Consider the following 14366-nt stretch of genomic DNA (forward strand, 5'->3'; position numbering starts at 1 on the left):
TTGCCCGGGCCCGCGTATGTGGGCGTACCTTGTCGGCCCCGAACGGCCACCCCGCCGCTGCACCGCATGAAAATACTGTTGGTAGAAGATGAGCCCAAGCTCGCCTCGTTCATCAAAAAAGGCTTTGAAAACGAGGCCTACGAGCTGGAAATAGCCTACGACGGCCAGATCGGGCAGTCGTTGCTGGAGCAAAACCGCTACGACGCGGTCATCCTCGACGTGAACCTGCCCTACGTCAACGGCTTCGAGCTGTGCCGCCGCCTGCGTGCCCACGACGCGCAGGTACCCGTGCTCCTGCTCACCGCGCTGGACTCGCTGGACGACAAAGTGACCGGTTTTGAGGCCGGCGCCGATGACTATCTGGTCAAGCCCTTTGCCTTCAAGGAGCTGCTGCTGCGGGTGCGCGCCCTCACCAAACGCGCCTCCGACGCGGCCACCGTGCGCCACGTGCTGCGCATGGCCGACCTGGAGCTGAACCTCGACGGCAAGTACGTGACCCGCGCCGGGCAGCGCATCGACCTGACCACCCGCGAGTACTCGCTGCTGGAGTACCTGCTGCTGAACCGCGGCAAAACCGTCACCCGCGTGGATATTGCCGAGCGCGTGTGGGAGCTGAACTTCGACACGAACACCAACATCATCGATGTGTACGTGAGCTACCTGCGCAAGAAAATCGACAAGGATTTCTCGCCCAAGCTCATTCACACGGTGGTAGGCATGGGCTACGTGATGCGGGAAGGCTAGTAGGAGAAGAACGTCATGCAGAGCGCAGCGAAGCATCTCGCGCGCTGACGTTCGGTGGGTAACTCAACGAATGTTCAACGGGAAAACACTATCCAGCGAGATGCTTCGCTGCGCTCTGCATGACGGCCTGTAGGCTATTAATTCACCAATGCTGATTCGTAACAAGCTCATTTTGCGCTTTACGCTGCTGGTGGTCGTTATCCAGCTGTGCTTTTCGCTGTTTGTGTACTACTTCCATGCCGCCACGCGTGAGCAGAAGTTTCACAACCGGCTGGAAGGCAAAATCGCGCTGACCGGCCGCATCCTGATTCAGCGCGCCAACCTGCGCAGCGGCATTCTGCGCACGGTGCGCCGGCGGGACTTGCTGACCATGCCGCGCGAGCAAATCAGCATCTACTCGCCCCACGGGCGCCTGCTCTACGCCAGCGACGACGACATCGACCAGCGCGGCAACCTGGCGCACCTGGCCGAGCTCCGGCCGCAGCAGCAGGTCAGCTTCCGCTACAACGGCCGCGAAACCCTCGGGGCGGTGTACACCCACGGCGACTACGACTTCCGCATTTTCGTGGGCGGCTACGACGACGTAGGCTTTCAGCAGGTTGACAAGCTGCGGCTCATCCTGCTCATCGGCAACCTCGGCGCCCTGGCCCTCATTGTGGTAGCCGGCTGGTACTTCGCCGAAGAATCCCTGAAGCCCATGGCGCGCATCGTGCGGCAGGTGCGGCGCATCACGGCCTCCAACCTGAGCCAGCGCGTGCACGAGGGCAACCAGAAAGACGAAGTGGCCCAGCTGGCCATGACCTTCAACCGCATGCTGGCGGGGCTGGAGCAGGCGTTTGAGGCGCACAAGAGCTTCGTGTCGCACGCCTCGCACGAGCTGCGCACGCCCCTGGCCAACGCCCTGGGCACCCTGGAAACCTCCGTGCTCTACGACACGGACCTCGCCGAAGCCAAGGCCAGTATGCAGTCGGCCATGGAAGAAATCCGGCGCCTGATCGAGCTGACGAACAGCCTGCTGGCTCTGGCCCGCGCCGACGAAACGGCCTTCAGCCGCACCCCCGTGCGCCTGGATGAGTGCCTGGCGCAGGCGCAGGACTATTGCCGGGCCAAGTACCCGGGTAGGGCAGTGCGCCTCGCCTTCGGGGAGCTGCCGCCCGAGCTGGACGAGCCCTTTATGGTCAGCGGCAACGAGTACTTGCTCACCACGGCCCTGTTCAATCTGCTCGACAACGCCTGCAAGTACTCCGAAGCCCCGGTGGCGGTGCAGCTCGGCTACGCGGGCCGGCGCACCCTGCAGATAACCGTCCGCGACGAGGGCATTGGCATCGAGCCGGCGGCCCTGCAGCGCATCTACGAGCCGTTGTTTCGGGCCGAAGACGGCCGCCGCAAGGCCACCGGCCACGGGCTGGGCCTACCCATCACGCAGAAAGTCATCCGGCTGCACGGCGGCGAGCTAACGGTGGAATCGGCTTCGGGTCAGGGTACGACGGCTACTGTGCAACTGCCAGCGCTGTAGCTCGGCGTAGTCAGGTTCTGCGTCTAGGGCTAGAAACTAGTTTCCCTCCTCAGCTGAGGAGGGGCTAGGGGTGGTTGGAAGGCTAAAGTTAAAGTTATTATCGGGCATCAGCAGGCGAGATGTCTCGGCTGCGCTCGACATGACGTTCTTCTGGCACCGTTCTGCTACGAGGTCAACCACCCCTAGCCCCTCCTCAGCTGAGGAGGGAAACTAGCTTCTAGCGCTAGTATTTCTACAGCTTGGGTTTGTAAAGCTGTCAACGATAATCGTTCTGAATACGTGGCATAGAGCCTGACTGCGCCGGCCTCCGATTCGCACTTCCACGCACGCGGCGTGGCCCTTCTAATCTTTTCTAATCCCGTTCTCACGCGGCTCTAATGCCCGTCGGCCTCCTTTGTGGCCGAACGATGCTTTGTGCCCATGAAGAAACAAGACCGCCTGCAGCTTCCGGCGTTCCTCTTGCTGCTGGCGCTGCTGCTCTCGGCCGGCCTGAACTGCTACCTGCTGCTGGCGGCCGACACCGCTCTGCCCGACCTCGACGTGGCCGCCGATGCCCGCGTGGCCGAGTCGGAGCTGGAGCTGCGGCTGGCCCAGACCCAGCTGGCCCACTGCCAGGCCGAGCAGCTGCGCAAAGACAGCGTGCTGGTAAGTCTGCTGCACCGCACCCAGACGGCGGAAGCCAAGCTTTAACCGGCTTTTAATCTTTTCTAATCTGATTCTCACGCGGCTCTAATGCCCGCGGGCCTCCTTTGCGGCCTACCCTGATTGATACTGCCCCGTCGGCATCGCGCCATGACCATACCCTTGTTCCGCATTCTTTCCCTGAGTCTTGCTACCGCTGCCTTGAGCAGCACCCTGCTCGCCGGCTGCACCGCCAAGGGCGAAACCGAACAATCGGCCGCGGCTGCCACGGCCGAGGAACAGCCCACGCTGCCCGTCACGCAGCTCGTGACCATGGACACGGTGCTCTACCGCAAGTACGTGGCCGATATTCAGGCCGTGCGCAACGTGGAGCTGCGCGGCCGCGTGCAGGGCTACCTGGAGCGCATCCACGTGGATGAAGGCCAGGAAGTAAAGCAAGGGCAGCTGCTCTTCAGCATCAACGACGCGCCGTTCCGCACCCAGCTTTCCAAGGCCCAGGCAGCCCTGTCGAGTGCCCAGGCCGAGGCCCGCGTAGCGGCGCTGGAGGTGCAGCAGGTAAAGCTGCTGGTGCAAAAGAAAATCGTGTCGGAAACCGAGCTGGAGGTGGCCCAGGCCAAGCTGAAAGCCGCCCAGTCGCAGGTGGCGCAGGGGCAGTCGGCCCTGTCCGATGCGCGCCTGCACCTGAGCTACACCCAGGTACGCGCGCCCTTCGACGGCATCATCGACCGCATTCCGCTGAAAGTCGGCAGCTTGGTGGATGACGGTACCCTGCTCACCACCGTGTCCGACATCCGGGCGGTGTACGCCTACTTCACCGTGTCGGAAGGGGAGTACCTCGACTACGTGAAGCGCCACCGCAGCGGCACGGCCCAGGCCGCCGGCGCCGACGACGTGCAGCTCATTCTGGCCGACGGCTCCAGCTACCCGCATCCCGGCCGCATCGAGACGGTGGAGAGCGAGTTCGACGCCAACACCGGCTCCATTGCCTTCCGGGCGCGCTTCCAGAACCCCGACAAGCTGCTCAAGCACGGCGCCACCGGCCGTGTGAAGCTGGCCAGCGAAGTCGACAATGCCCTGCTGCTGCCGCAGAAGGCCGTGTTCGAGCTACAGGATAAAAACTACGTCTTCGTGGTGGATCAGCAGAACCGCCTGCACCAGCGCCACTTCGTGCCCAAAACGCGACTGGCGCACTTCTACCTGGTTGAATCGGGCCTGCAGCCCGGCGAGCGGGTGGTGTACGAAGGCGTGCAGGACGCGCGCGACGGCATGCGCATCCGGCCCCGCCCCGTGGGCATGGATAGCCTGCTGGCGCCGGCGCCGCAACCCCGTACCGGCGGGGGCGGCGCCGTAACCGCGCACGCTTTCTAACCGCCGCCCGCCCTGGCGCCGCGACCCTCCACCCTGCAGGTCCGGCGCCCGCCCGCCGAAGCGTCGTTGCCCTGAGTAGCCGGGACTTTTTTTCTCGCATAGAGAAGAGTCAGGACATGGTCCGGTTACCCGGCAACGGCGCTTCCGGCGGGCGTAATGCGGCGGCAATACGCTATCCTGAACGTCCTGCCGAAGCGCAGTCGAGGCATTTCGCGTGCCGGCGTCTGAGAGCAGTTTCAGCTCAACGCGGCCATTATTATCCGGCGAGGTGTCTTGGCTGCGCTCTACAGGACCTTCTGAAATCTTCCGTCACTGACAGCTACCCGCTGTCAACTGACAACCCCCACAACATGCTCGCACTGTTCATAAAACGGCCGGTTTTGTCGCTGGTCATTTCGCTGATATTCCTGCTGCTGGGCGGGCTGGCGTTTTTCTCGCTGCCCATCACGCAGTTCCCCGAAATCGTGCCGCCTTCGGTAACGGTGACGGCCAAGTATACCGGCGCCAACGCCGAGGTGTGCGCCAAGGCCGTGGCCACGCCGCTGGAACGCGCCATCAACGGCGTGCCGGGCATGACCTACATGTCGACGGTGACGTCGAACAACGGCATCACGGCCATTCAGGTGTTCTTCGAGGTGGGCACCGACCCGGACCTGGCGGCCGTGAACGTGCAGAACCGCGTCACCACCATCATCGACGAACTGCCGGAGGAAGTCATCAAGGCCGGCGTGACCACGGAGAAGGAAGTGAACAGCATGTTGCTGTACCTGAACGTGATGAGCACCGACGCCTCGGCCGACGAGGAGTTCATCTACAACTTCGCCGACATCAACATCCTGCAGGAGCTCAAGCGTATCGAGGGCGTGGGCCGGGCCGAAATCATGGGCTCCCGCGAGTACTCCATGCGTGTGTGGCTCAAGCCCGACCGCCTGCTGGCCTACGACGTGTCGGCCGACGAAATCGTGGACGCCATCCGCAACCAGAACGTGGAAGCGGCCCCTGGCCAGACCGGAGAAAGCTCCGGCCGCTCGGCCCAGATGCTGCAGTACGTGCTGCGCTACACCGGCAAGCTGTTTGAGCCCGAGCAGTACAAGAACATCGTGGTGCGCGCCGACGCGGATGGCTCGGTGCTGCGCCTCAAGGACGTGGCCGAGGTGGAGTTCGGCACGCTCAGCTACGGCATGGCTTCCAAGACCGACGGCCGCGCCTCGGCCGCCATCATGCTCAAGCAGCGTCCCGGCTCCAATGCCCGCGAGGTTATCGAAAATGTGAAAACCCGCATGGCCGAGCTGCAGAAGACCTCTTTCCCGCCGGGCATGACCTACAACATCAGCTACGACGTGTCGCGCTTCCTCGACGCGAGTATCCACGAGGTGCTGCGGACGCTGTTCGAGGCCTTCGTGCTGGTATTTATCGTGGTTTACCTGTTCCTGCAGGACTGGCGCAGCACGCTCATTCCGGCGCTGGCCGTGCCCGTGGCCCTCATCGGCACGCTGGCCTTCATGCAGATGTTCGGCTTCTCGATCAATCTGCTCACCTTGTTCGCGCTGGTGCTGGCCATCGGCATCGTGGTCGACAACGCCATTGTGGTGGTGGAGGCCGTGCACGTGAAGATGCACGAGGAGCATTTGTCGGCGCGCAAGGCCACGCTGGCGGCCATGAAGGAAATCGGCGGCGCCATTGTGGCCATTACGCTGGTGATGACGGCGGTATTCGTGCCGGTGGCCTTTATGAGCGGCCCGGTGGGCGTGTTCTACCGCCAGTTCTCGCTTACGCTGGCCATTTCTATCGTCATTTCGGGCGTCAACGCCCTCACGCTCACGCCGGCCCTGTGCGCCCTGATGCTCAAGCCGACCCACGCCATCGAAGGCGACACGGCCGACGCGCCGGGCGAAGCGGATGCCGCGCTGGCGAAAAAGCCTGGCCTGCTGACGCGCTTCTTCGGCGGCTTCAACCACTACTACGACCGGCTGGCCCGTGGCTACGAGCGGCTGCTCTACCGCCTCGCGCCGCGCCGCTGGCTGACTGTCGGGCTGTTCGTAGTGTTCAGCCTGGCCACCTGGGGATTGAGCCTGATTCTGCCTTCAGGCTTTATTCCGAACGAGGACCAGGGCATGATCTACGTGAACGTAACGGCCCCGGCCGGCGCCACCGTGGAGCGCACGGAGGAAGTTCTGGACCAGATTCAGCAGCAAGCGGCCAAGCTCGGGCCGGTAGAATCGGTGACGACGCTGGCGGGCTACAGCCTGCTGAACGAAGTGGCCGGCGCTTCCTACGGCATGGGCATGATCAACCTGAAAGGCTGGGACGAGCGGGAGCAGTCGGTGGACGACCTCATTGCCGAGTTGCGCAAGCGCACGGCCAATATCCGCGACGCCCGCATCGAGTTCTTCTCGCCGCCCACCGTGCCGGGCTTCGGCAACAGCAGCGGCTTCGAGCTGCGCATCCTCGACAAAACCGGCCGCGGCGACCTGCAACAGACCGCCAACGCCACCAATAAGTTTATCACCGCGCTGGCCAAAACACCCGAAATCGGGGCCGCCTTCACCACCTTCGACCCGAACTTCCCGCAGTACCTCATCCACGTGGATCAGGAAATGGCGGCCAAGCGCGGCGTGACCGTGGACCGGGCCATGAGCACCCTGCAGACGCTGCTGGGCTCGTACTACGCCTCCAACTTCATCCGCTTCGGGCAGATGTACAAGGTGATGGTGCAGGCCGCGCCGAACTACCGCGCCGCGCCCGAGGACGTGCTCAAGCTCTACGTGAAGAACGACCGGGGCGAGATGGTGCCGTACTCCACCTTCCTCACGATGGAGCGCGTGTACGGCCCTGAGCAGCTGACTCGCTACAACATGTACACCTCGGCCATGCTCAACGGCGACGCGGCCCCGGGCTTCTCCTCCGGCGAGGCCATTGCCGCCGCCGAGCGCGTGGCCAAGCAGGAGCTGCCGCGCGGCTTCAGCTACGAGTGGTCGGGCATGACGCGGGAGCAGATTCTGTCGGGCAACCAGGCGGTGTACGTGTTCCTGATGGTTATCGTGTTTGTGTACCTGCTGCTGGCGGCCCAGTACGAAAGCTTCCTGCTGCCGCTGCCGGTGCTGCTGTCGTTGCCGGTGGGCGTGTTCGGGGCTTTCCTCTCGCTGAAGCTGCTGGGGCTGGAAAACAACATCTACGCCCAGGTGGCGCTGGTGATGCTCATCGGCTTGCTCGGTAAAAACGCCATCCTCATCATCGAAGTGGCCAACCAGCGGCGCCAGCAGGGCGCCTCGGTGCTCGACGCGGCCGTGGAAGGCGCGGTGTCCCGCCTGCGGCCTATCCTGATGACCTCTTTCGCCTTCATTGCTGGCCTGGTTCCGCTCTGCATTGCCTCCGGCGCCGGCGCGCTGGGCAACCGCAGCATCGGTACCGCCGCGGCGGGCGGTATGCTCATCGGCACCTTGTTCGGCGTGGTCATCATCCCCGGCCTGTACGTGCTCTTCGCCTCGCTGAGCAAGCCCGTGACGGAGGACGACGAGGAAGCCGAAGAAGCGGCCGTGGTGCGTCGCCTCGAACCGAAACATGCCTAATCCAGCTCATTCATACGACCTGGCTCGTCCGGCCAGACCGCAGGAAGGCGTCAGCCACGCATCCTTGCCGCCTTCAATTGAGGGTTACGGTTGGGGAACCGCCAGCAAACGAAGCGGCGGGGATGTTTGGCTGACGCCTTCCTACGGTTTAGCCCGTGTCGGTCAGATACTAACCTTTTCGCTTGCCCAGCCGATGCGCCGCAACCATTGCTCGGGCGGACACGGGCGCAAGCCCGCGCTACAGCTGCCTGCCATGTCCCGCTTACGAAGTCATATAGCCTTAGCCCTTCTGACCCTCGGCCTGCTCGGCGGCTGCAAAGTCACCGAGCCGGAGCCGCCGCGCGTCAGCGCCAGCGTGCCTGCGGCCTTTGGCCCCGCGGCCGCCGCCGATTCGACCAGCATTGCCGACAAGCCCTGGCGCGAGTTTTTCAACGACCGGCAGCTGGTCGGCCTTATCGACACCGCCCTGCAGAACAACCTCGACCTGCAAATAGCCGTGCAGCGCGTGGAGCAGGCCCGCGCCGTCCTCATCGGCGCCCGCGGCGCGCTGCTGCCCTCGGTCAACGGCGTAGCCGCCGCCGGCGTGGACCGTTGGGGCGACTACACCCTGAACGGCGTCGGCAACTACGACACCAACCTCTCGCCCAACATCGACCGGCAGCAGCGCATTCCGACGCCCGTCACGCCCGATTTCTTCCTCGGGCTGCGCAGCTCCTGGGAAATCGATGTGTGGGGCAAGCTGCGCCAGCGCCGCCGCGCCGCCGCCACCCGCCTGCTGGCTACTGATCAGGGCCGGCGCGTGGTGGTGACCTCGCTGGTGGCCCAGGTGGCCAGCCTGTACTACGAGCTGCTGGCCCTCGACGGCGAGCTGGACGTGCTGGCCCGCAACGCCGACTACCAGCAGCGGGCCCTGGAAATCATTCAGGTGCAGAAGCGCGCCGGCCGGGCCACCGAACTGGCCGTGCAGCAGTTTGCTGCCCAGCTACTGCGCACCCAGGGGCTGGAGCAGCAGGTGCGGCAGCGCATCGTGGAGCGCGAAAACCAGCTTAACCAGCTGCTCGGCCGCTACCCGCAGCGCGTGGCCCGTGGGGCGGCCATCCGCCAGCAAGCCCTGCCTGATACCGTGGCCGCCGGGGTGCCCGCCCGCGCCCTGCTGCGCCGCCCCGATGTGCGCCAGGCCGAGCTGGAGCTAGCCGCCACTCACGCCGACGTATCGGCCGCCCGGGCTGCCTTTCTGCCCTCGCTCACCATCACGCCCTACGTGGGCCTGAATGCCTACAGCGGCTCCCTGCTGTTCCGGCCCGAGTCGATAGCCTTCGGGGTGCTGGGTGGGCTGGCCGCGCCGGTGGTCAACCGCGCCCCGCTCAAAGCCGATTACCAGCGTGCCACCGCCGCCGACCGCGAAGCCTTCTTCGGGTACCAAAAGGCCCTGCAAACAGGCTTCCGTGAGGTGCATACCAATCTGCGCGGCCTGGCTCACTACCGCCGCGCCTACGCCCTGAAGCAGCAGGAGGCCGCCTCGCTCACCCGCGCCGTGGAAGCTGCCCGCGACCTGTACGTGGCCAACCGCGCCAACTACCTGGAAGTCATCACCGCCCAGCGCAGCGTGCTAGACGCCGAGCTGGAAGCTACCCAGCTGCGCCGCGACCAGTTCCTGCTGCTCATCGACCTGTACCGGGCCCTGGGCGGCGGCTGGGAAGCGGCTCCGGTAACCCCTTAAGTCTGACTCCTTTTTCCGAAAGGAAGCCGCCCGGCTTCCTTTCGTCTTTTACGCATGAACCGAGAAGAACTGACCCAAGCCGGCTTTTTTCCTGCCGACTGGATTCCCAGCGGCACCCGCTACCTGCACGGCGAGCTGCTGGTGCGCATGACCAGGCGCGGCAGCCTGCGCTTGTTTATTCCCGAGGGCGGGAACGAGGTGGAGCTGTCGTCGGGCAGCCTGTTCGAGCACGTGGTGCACTACATCGGCACGCTGGAAGGCCTGACGGCCATGCTGGTGCAACTGCTGTAGCGGGTAAGCCCCCATCAGCTTGAGCGCGCCTCACATGTGCATGTGATGGGGGGGCATCAGCTCCGGGACGCGCATACCTTTACCGGCGCCGAACGAGTATTACTCCAACCCCGGAAAAGCATGCACCCGTTTCTACTACCGGCCCGCCTGGGCTGGACAATGCTGGGAGCGGCCGCGCTGTGGCTGCCGGCCTGCACCGCCACCAAACACTCGGCCGCTACGGTGCCGCACCCGCCCGCCGATGCCGCCCTGTACCGCACCATTGCCCGGCAGGACAGCCTGCTGTTTGTGGCCTTCAACCGCCACGACGCCACGGCCATGCAGGCCTTCTTCGCCGATGACCTGGAGTTCTACCACGACCGGGGCGGACTGCAGAGTTTTCAGCAGACCATGGATGGCTTCCGGGGCTTGTTTGAGAACAACAAAACCACCGGCCTGAACCGGCAGCTGGTGCCCGGCACGCTGGAAGTGTACCCCATCAAGGGCTACGGGGCCGTGGAAACCTATCAGCACCGCTTCTGCCACCAGGAAAACGGCAAGGACGACTGCGGTACCTTCAAAAACCTGATGATGTGGCGTCTGCGCGACGGGCAGTGGAAAATCACCCGCGTGGTGAGCTACGACCATTAGCGCCCGGCACACCGTACCGCGCTACCGGCCCGTAAAATCGGACAGTACCTGCAGGCACACCGGCGCCGGGGCTGTGGCCGAGAAGCCCGTGGGCGTCAGCCGGCCGGTCTTTGCATCGACGCGGTAGCTGAAGATGTTGTCGGAGTTCTGGTTAGCCACCAGCAGCAGGCGGCCATCGGGCGAGAGGGTGAAGTTGCGCGGCGTCTTGCCTTGGGTGCCCACGTGCTGCACCAGCGTCAGGCGGCCCGTGCCCGCATCCACCGCAAACACCACGATGCTGTCGTGGCCGCGGTTGGAGCCGTACACGAAGCGCCCGTCCGGCGAGGTGTGCACGTCGGCGCAGGAGTTCGGGTCGCTGAAGTCGGCCGGCAGCGTGGGCAGCGTGTGTACCTCCGCGAAAGTGCCCGCCGCGGCGTTGTAGTCGAGGGCCGTGAGGGTGGAGTTCAGCTCGTTGATGACGTAGGCCCAGCGCCCGTTGGGGTGAAAGGCCAGGTGGCGCGGCCCGGCGCCGGGCTGGGCGCGGAAGGCCGTCTGGGGTGGCAGCTGCAGCACCGTAGTACTACCCGTCAGTCGGTAGCTCAGAATTTGGTCGTTGCCCAGGTCCACTGCCAGGGCATAGCGGCCGGCTGGGTCCGGGAATACGCAGTGGGCGTGGGCCTTGTCCTGGTTTTTGTGCGGTCCGCTGCCCTGGTGCTGGTCTACCGCGGCGGCCGGTCCCAGCCGGCCATCGGCCTGCACTGGCAGCGCGCTGATGGTACCGCCAAAGTAATTGGCCACCAGCGCCGCGCGGCCATCGGGCGTAAGGCTGATGTAGCACGGCCCCACACCCTCGGAGGGTTGCTCGTTGAGCAGCGTCAGCTCGCCGCTGCGCGGGTCGACGGCAAAGGCGCGCACGGCCCCGGTGCTGCGTCCCTGAAAGTCAGTGCTGGCATTGATGGCGTACAGGTGTCGGCGGTCGGGGCTGATGGTCAGGAAGCCCGGCTTAACGCCTCCGCCGAAGCCGGCCACGCGGGTCATTTCACCGGTGCGGGCGTTCAGGCGGTAGAGAAAGATGTTGTCCTGCTCGGCGGGGCCGTAGGTACCCACGTACAGCAAATAATCAACCGCCGCAGTGCCGCGGCCCGCCACGCAGCCAGCTAGTAGTGGCCCCGCGGCCAGCAGTGCCGCACGTTGCAGAAAGGCCCGACGGGTCCAGGAGGGGTTCAGATTCATCAGTGCAGTGGCGGGCTTTGTTAGACCTTAGAGTGTGCGCCGCAAAGTAAGCAGCCCGTCTGCTCTCGGAGCGGGTACTACTACAAAGCCAGGATCAGGCTGGGGCCGCCAAGCCAGCACGTCTGAGCTTGTCGACCCGCAGGCAGGCGCACGTGAAGCCTCCCTACCGCTTCGCAAGGCCGTCATGTCGAGCTTGTCGAGACATCTCGCTCGGGGACTATTCTTCTCGTTGCACGATGCAGTTACCATCCATCAAAGGTGTTTAAGAACCGTCCTCCTGAGCGCAGCGAAGGACCTTGCTACGTCCGCACGCTTCGCTCAGGTGTGATAAGGTCCTTCGCTGCGCTCAGGAGGACAGACCACTTCCAATAAGCAGACTTCCCAAATAGCTTCATCATCAGCACGCGAGATGTCTCGACAAGCTCGACATGACGTTCTTTCCGGGCTATGCAGATGAAGTAGGAGAGATACTTGGCTTGCGCCTGCCTGGGGGCGAGTGCGCGGACGCCAGATGGAGCAAGACCTTCAGAGAGCCTTCAATGACTTTCAGATGAAAATCCTAGCAGGGCGCGCCGAAATCGGGTGAGCCATCGGGGTGCCAGCCGAAGGGCTTGTAGCGGATCTGGCGGGCCCAGCCGGCTTGGCTGCGCCGGGCAGCGTGATAGATGATGTAATCCTGGTCAGCGAGCTGCACAAAAGAGCCGTGGCCCGGTCCGAAAATCGTGTCGGTTTTGGCAAACACCGGCTGCGGCTCCTTGCGCCAGTTGGCCGCGTCGAGCGGGTCGCCACCGAGGTAGGTGAGCTGGCCCAGGCAGTAGTCGTCGGTCCAGCTGCCGCTGGCGGAGTAGATGATGAAGGTGCGCCCGTCGCGCTGCAGCACCTGCGGGCCCTCGTTGACGTGCGGGTAGCCGTGCTTTTCCCACGCGTATTCGGGCCGGGCAATGCACACCCGGTCGGAGGCAATGGTCCACGGGTTGCTCATCCGGGCGAGGTACAGGTTCTGGCTCACGTTGTCGAAACCTTCCCAGCCCGACCACACAAAGTACCGCTCCGTGCCCAGGGTGAGCACCGTCCCGTCGATGGCCCAACGGTCCGTGGGCACTTCGAGCCGGCCCATAAACTCATACTCGCCCTGCGCGTCGGTGGTGCGGCTGCGCAGGCAGTACAGGCGTTCCTCGCCGAGGCGGGCGTGGTAGAGGGCAAAGTACACGTACCAGCGGCCGTCGAGCCACTGCAGCTCGGGCGCCCAGATTTCCACGAATTCCGGCGTGGGCTTGGCCGGATTCGGCCAGATGGGCACCAGTTCGGCCGTCGCCATGTCGCGTAGCTCGCCAAAGCGGCTCACCAGGATGCGGCGCTTCTCGCGGTCCACGGTGCAGTAGTACAGCTGCTCGTCGCGGGCCACCACCCACGGGTCTTCGCCGTCGGGCACCAGCACGTGCGCCTGGTCGCCGCTGGGTGGCAGCGCCCGGGCCCGCGCCGTCAGCTCATTGATTTCGGCTACCGTCATCGGGGCCAGCTGTGCCTCCTGGTAGATGTGGTCGTCGGGGGTGTGCATGGACTGGCGGAAGCGGGTGATGAGTACTAAGGTTGAGAAGGTATACTTCCTAACACGTCTTGTCATCCTGAGCAAAGTGAAGGACCTTCTCACGCAGTACGAGCCATTGTTGCGTTGGCCGTTCGCACGTTAGAAGGTCCTCCGGCTGCGCCTCAGGATGACGGGTGATTAGCCTTTTACGCCTCGCCCATCATCAGTCCCTCAATGGTGTGAGCCTGTACGATGGGCTCCAGCTTATCGACGAGGCGGCAGGTCAGGTGCTGCTTCAGGCTCTCGGGCAGGGTGGCGTAGAAGCGGTGGGTAATCTGCAGGTCGTGGCGCTCGGCGTTGTTGGCCGTGGGTGCGTCCACGCCGAGCACCAGCGCGGGGCGGGGCCGGTCGGAGTAGTTGGCCGTGCCGCGGTGAATGGTCAGGGCCGAGCGGGCTGAAATGTCGCCCATCTGCGGCATTTTGCGCTGGGCGCGCGCCTCGTAGCGCGGGCTCAGGCTCTTGGGCGGAAACATGCCGTGCTCGAAACCCTCGGGCAAATCCCACTGCGTGCCCACCGCAATTTCAAACGGCCCCATGTCCTCGGTCACGTCGACGGTGGTCAGGTTGAAGGCCAGGGAGTTGAGTCGGCGGCCGAGGATGGTGTCCTCGGGGGCAGGAAAGTCGCGGTGCCAGGGCTGGGGCACGGCGCCGGGGTTGGGCACGTCGAAGCCGATTTCCACGATTTTGTAGTCGGGCCCGAGCACGGCCTCGCTCACGGCGTGCACCCAGGGGTGCGTGGCCAGCTCCACGAAGCCGCGGATGTTCTCCGGGTGAATCTCTACGTAGTGCCGCTTAGGCCCGCGGCCGATGGCGCCGCCGGGGCGCCGCAGGGCCTCGTCGTAGAGGCGCATAACGTCTTCGCCGAGCTGCCGGGCCCACTCGCGGCTGAAGGCGCCCTTGAGGCCGATAATGCCCTCGCCGTAAAGGGCGCCCATGATCTGGGCCACGTCGTAGGTGGAGGAGGTGAGGGCGGTTGGCTGCGCAGTTTCCATGTTGCTCCGGGGTTGGGTGGGGCGCCCGCGGCTGATGAAGCCGCGCCCCTCGGCGCCGCCCCATTCGGCCGCAACCCGCTCTCTAACGGATTTT

At 64.7% G+C, this 14366-nt stretch carries 11 protein-coding genes; 8 read left to right on the forward strand and 3 right to left on the reverse strand.

The window, feature by feature from the left end; translation table 11 throughout:
- Window positions 1–66: 66 nt before the first annotated feature.
- From B0919_RS11815 to B0919_RS11850, 8 genes are all read left to right on the forward strand, one after another.
- Window positions 67–744, forward strand: coding sequence for a response regulator transcription factor (locus tag B0919_RS11815; RefSeq protein ID WP_078012455.1), 678 nt, complete (start codon window positions 67–69; stop codon window positions 742–744).
- Between the two features lie 148 nt (window positions 745–892).
- Window positions 893–2260 (forward strand): sensor histidine kinase, encoded by a 1368-nt coding sequence (locus B0919_RS11820; RefSeq protein WP_078012456.1) that lies wholly within the window; start codon window positions 893–895, stop codon window positions 2258–2260.
- Between the two features lie 420 nt (window positions 2261–2680).
- A complete protein-coding gene (locus tag B0919_RS11825) occupies window positions 2681–2950 on the forward strand; it encodes a hypothetical protein (protein WP_078012457.1) in 270 nt (89 codons plus the stop codon).
- 102 nt (window positions 2951–3052) lie between these two features.
- Window positions 3053–4270: an efflux RND transporter periplasmic adaptor subunit gene (locus tag B0919_RS11830; protein WP_078012458.1), complete on the forward strand. Its 1218-nt coding sequence runs from the start codon at window positions 3053–3055 to the stop codon at window positions 4268–4270.
- A 350-nt stretch (window positions 4271–4620) separates the two neighbouring features.
- A complete protein-coding gene (locus B0919_RS11835; RefSeq protein WP_078012459.1) occupies window positions 4621–7839 on the forward strand; it encodes an efflux RND transporter permease subunit in 3219 nt (1072 codons plus the stop codon).
- A 253-nt stretch (window positions 7840–8092) separates the two neighbouring features.
- A complete protein-coding gene (locus tag B0919_RS11840) occupies window positions 8093–9559 on the forward strand; it encodes an efflux transporter outer membrane subunit (protein WP_078012531.1) in 1467 nt (488 codons plus the stop codon).
- Between the two features lie 54 nt (window positions 9560–9613).
- Entirely contained in the window at window positions 9614–9850 is a 237-nt protein-coding gene (locus B0919_RS11845; RefSeq protein WP_078012460.1) for a hypothetical protein, read from the forward strand.
- Window positions 9851–9970: 120 nt separating this feature from the next.
- Window positions 9971–10480, forward strand: coding sequence for a nuclear transport factor 2 family protein (locus B0919_RS11850; RefSeq protein ID WP_078012461.1), 510 nt, complete (start codon window positions 9971–9973; stop codon window positions 10478–10480).
- A 21-nt stretch (window positions 10481–10501) separates the two neighbouring features.
- Here B0919_RS11850 and B0919_RS11855 read toward each other — a convergent pair whose 3' ends face one another.
- From B0919_RS11855 to B0919_RS11865, 3 genes are all read right to left on the reverse strand, one after another.
- On the reverse strand, window positions 10502–11692 hold the full coding sequence (locus B0919_RS11855; RefSeq protein ID WP_078012462.1) for a lactonase family protein: 1191 nt from the start codon (window positions 11690–11692) through the stop codon (window positions 10502–10504).
- A gap of 559 nt (window positions 11693–12251) precedes the next feature.
- Window positions 12252–13250 carry a glycoside hydrolase family 43 protein gene (locus B0919_RS11860; RefSeq protein WP_176133009.1) on the reverse strand — a complete coding sequence of 333 codons (999 nt, stop codon included), beginning with the start codon at window positions 13248–13250 and terminating at the stop codon, window positions 12252–12254.
- Window positions 13251–13426: 176 nt separating this feature from the next.
- The gene (locus tag B0919_RS11865) at window positions 13427–14272 is read right to left on the reverse strand and encodes a phytanoyl-CoA dioxygenase family protein (RefSeq protein WP_078012464.1); all 846 of its coding nucleotides are present in this window, start codon (window positions 14270–14272) and stop codon (window positions 13427–13429) included.
- Between the last annotated feature and the right edge of the window lie 94 nt (window positions 14273–14366).

This window comes from Hymenobacter sp. CRA2, from assembly GCF_002007105.1.
Classification (GTDB): Bacteria; Bacteroidota; Bacteroidia; order Cytophagales; family Hymenobacteraceae; genus Solirubrum.

Bases quoted from the DNA above. Each gene is read 5' to 3' on its own strand.
- B0919_RS11850 (WP_078012461.1), top strand. From the start codon at position 9,971: ATGCACCCGTTTCTACTACCGGCCCGCCTGGGCTGGACAATGCTGGGA.
- B0919_RS11845 (WP_078012460.1), top strand. From the start codon at position 9,614: ATGAACCGAGAAGAACTGACCCAAGCCGGCTTTTTTCCTGCCGACTGG.
- B0919_RS11835 (WP_078012459.1), top strand. From the start codon at position 4,621: ATGCTCGCACTGTTCATAAAACGGCCGGTTTTGTCGCTGGTCATTTCG.
- B0919_RS11830 (WP_078012458.1), top strand. From the start codon at position 3,053: ATGACCATACCCTTGTTCCGCATTCTTTCCCTGAGTCTTGCTACCGCT.
- B0919_RS11820 (WP_078012456.1), top strand. From the start codon at position 893: ATGCTGATTCGTAACAAGCTCATTTTGCGCTTTACGCTGCTGGTGGTC.
- B0919_RS11825 (WP_078012457.1), top strand. From the start codon at position 2,681: ATGAAGAAACAAGACCGCCTGCAGCTTCCGGCGTTCCTCTTGCTGCTG.
- B0919_RS11855 (WP_078012462.1), bottom strand. From the start codon at position 11,692: ATGAATCTGAACCCCTCCTGGACCCGTCGGGCCTTTCTGCAACGTGCG.
- B0919_RS11865 (WP_078012464.1), bottom strand. From the start codon at position 14,272: ATGGAAACTGCGCAGCCAACCGCCCTCACCTCCTCCACCTACGACGTG.
- B0919_RS11840 (WP_078012531.1), top strand. From the start codon at position 8,093: ATGTCCCGCTTACGAAGTCATATAGCCTTAGCCCTTCTGACCCTCGGC.
- B0919_RS11860 (WP_176133009.1), bottom strand. From the start codon at position 13,250: ATGCACACCCCCGACGACCACATCTACCAGGAGGCACAGCTGGCCCCG.
- B0919_RS11815 (WP_078012455.1), top strand. From the start codon at position 67: ATGAAAATACTGTTGGTAGAAGATGAGCCCAAGCTCGCCTCGTTCATC.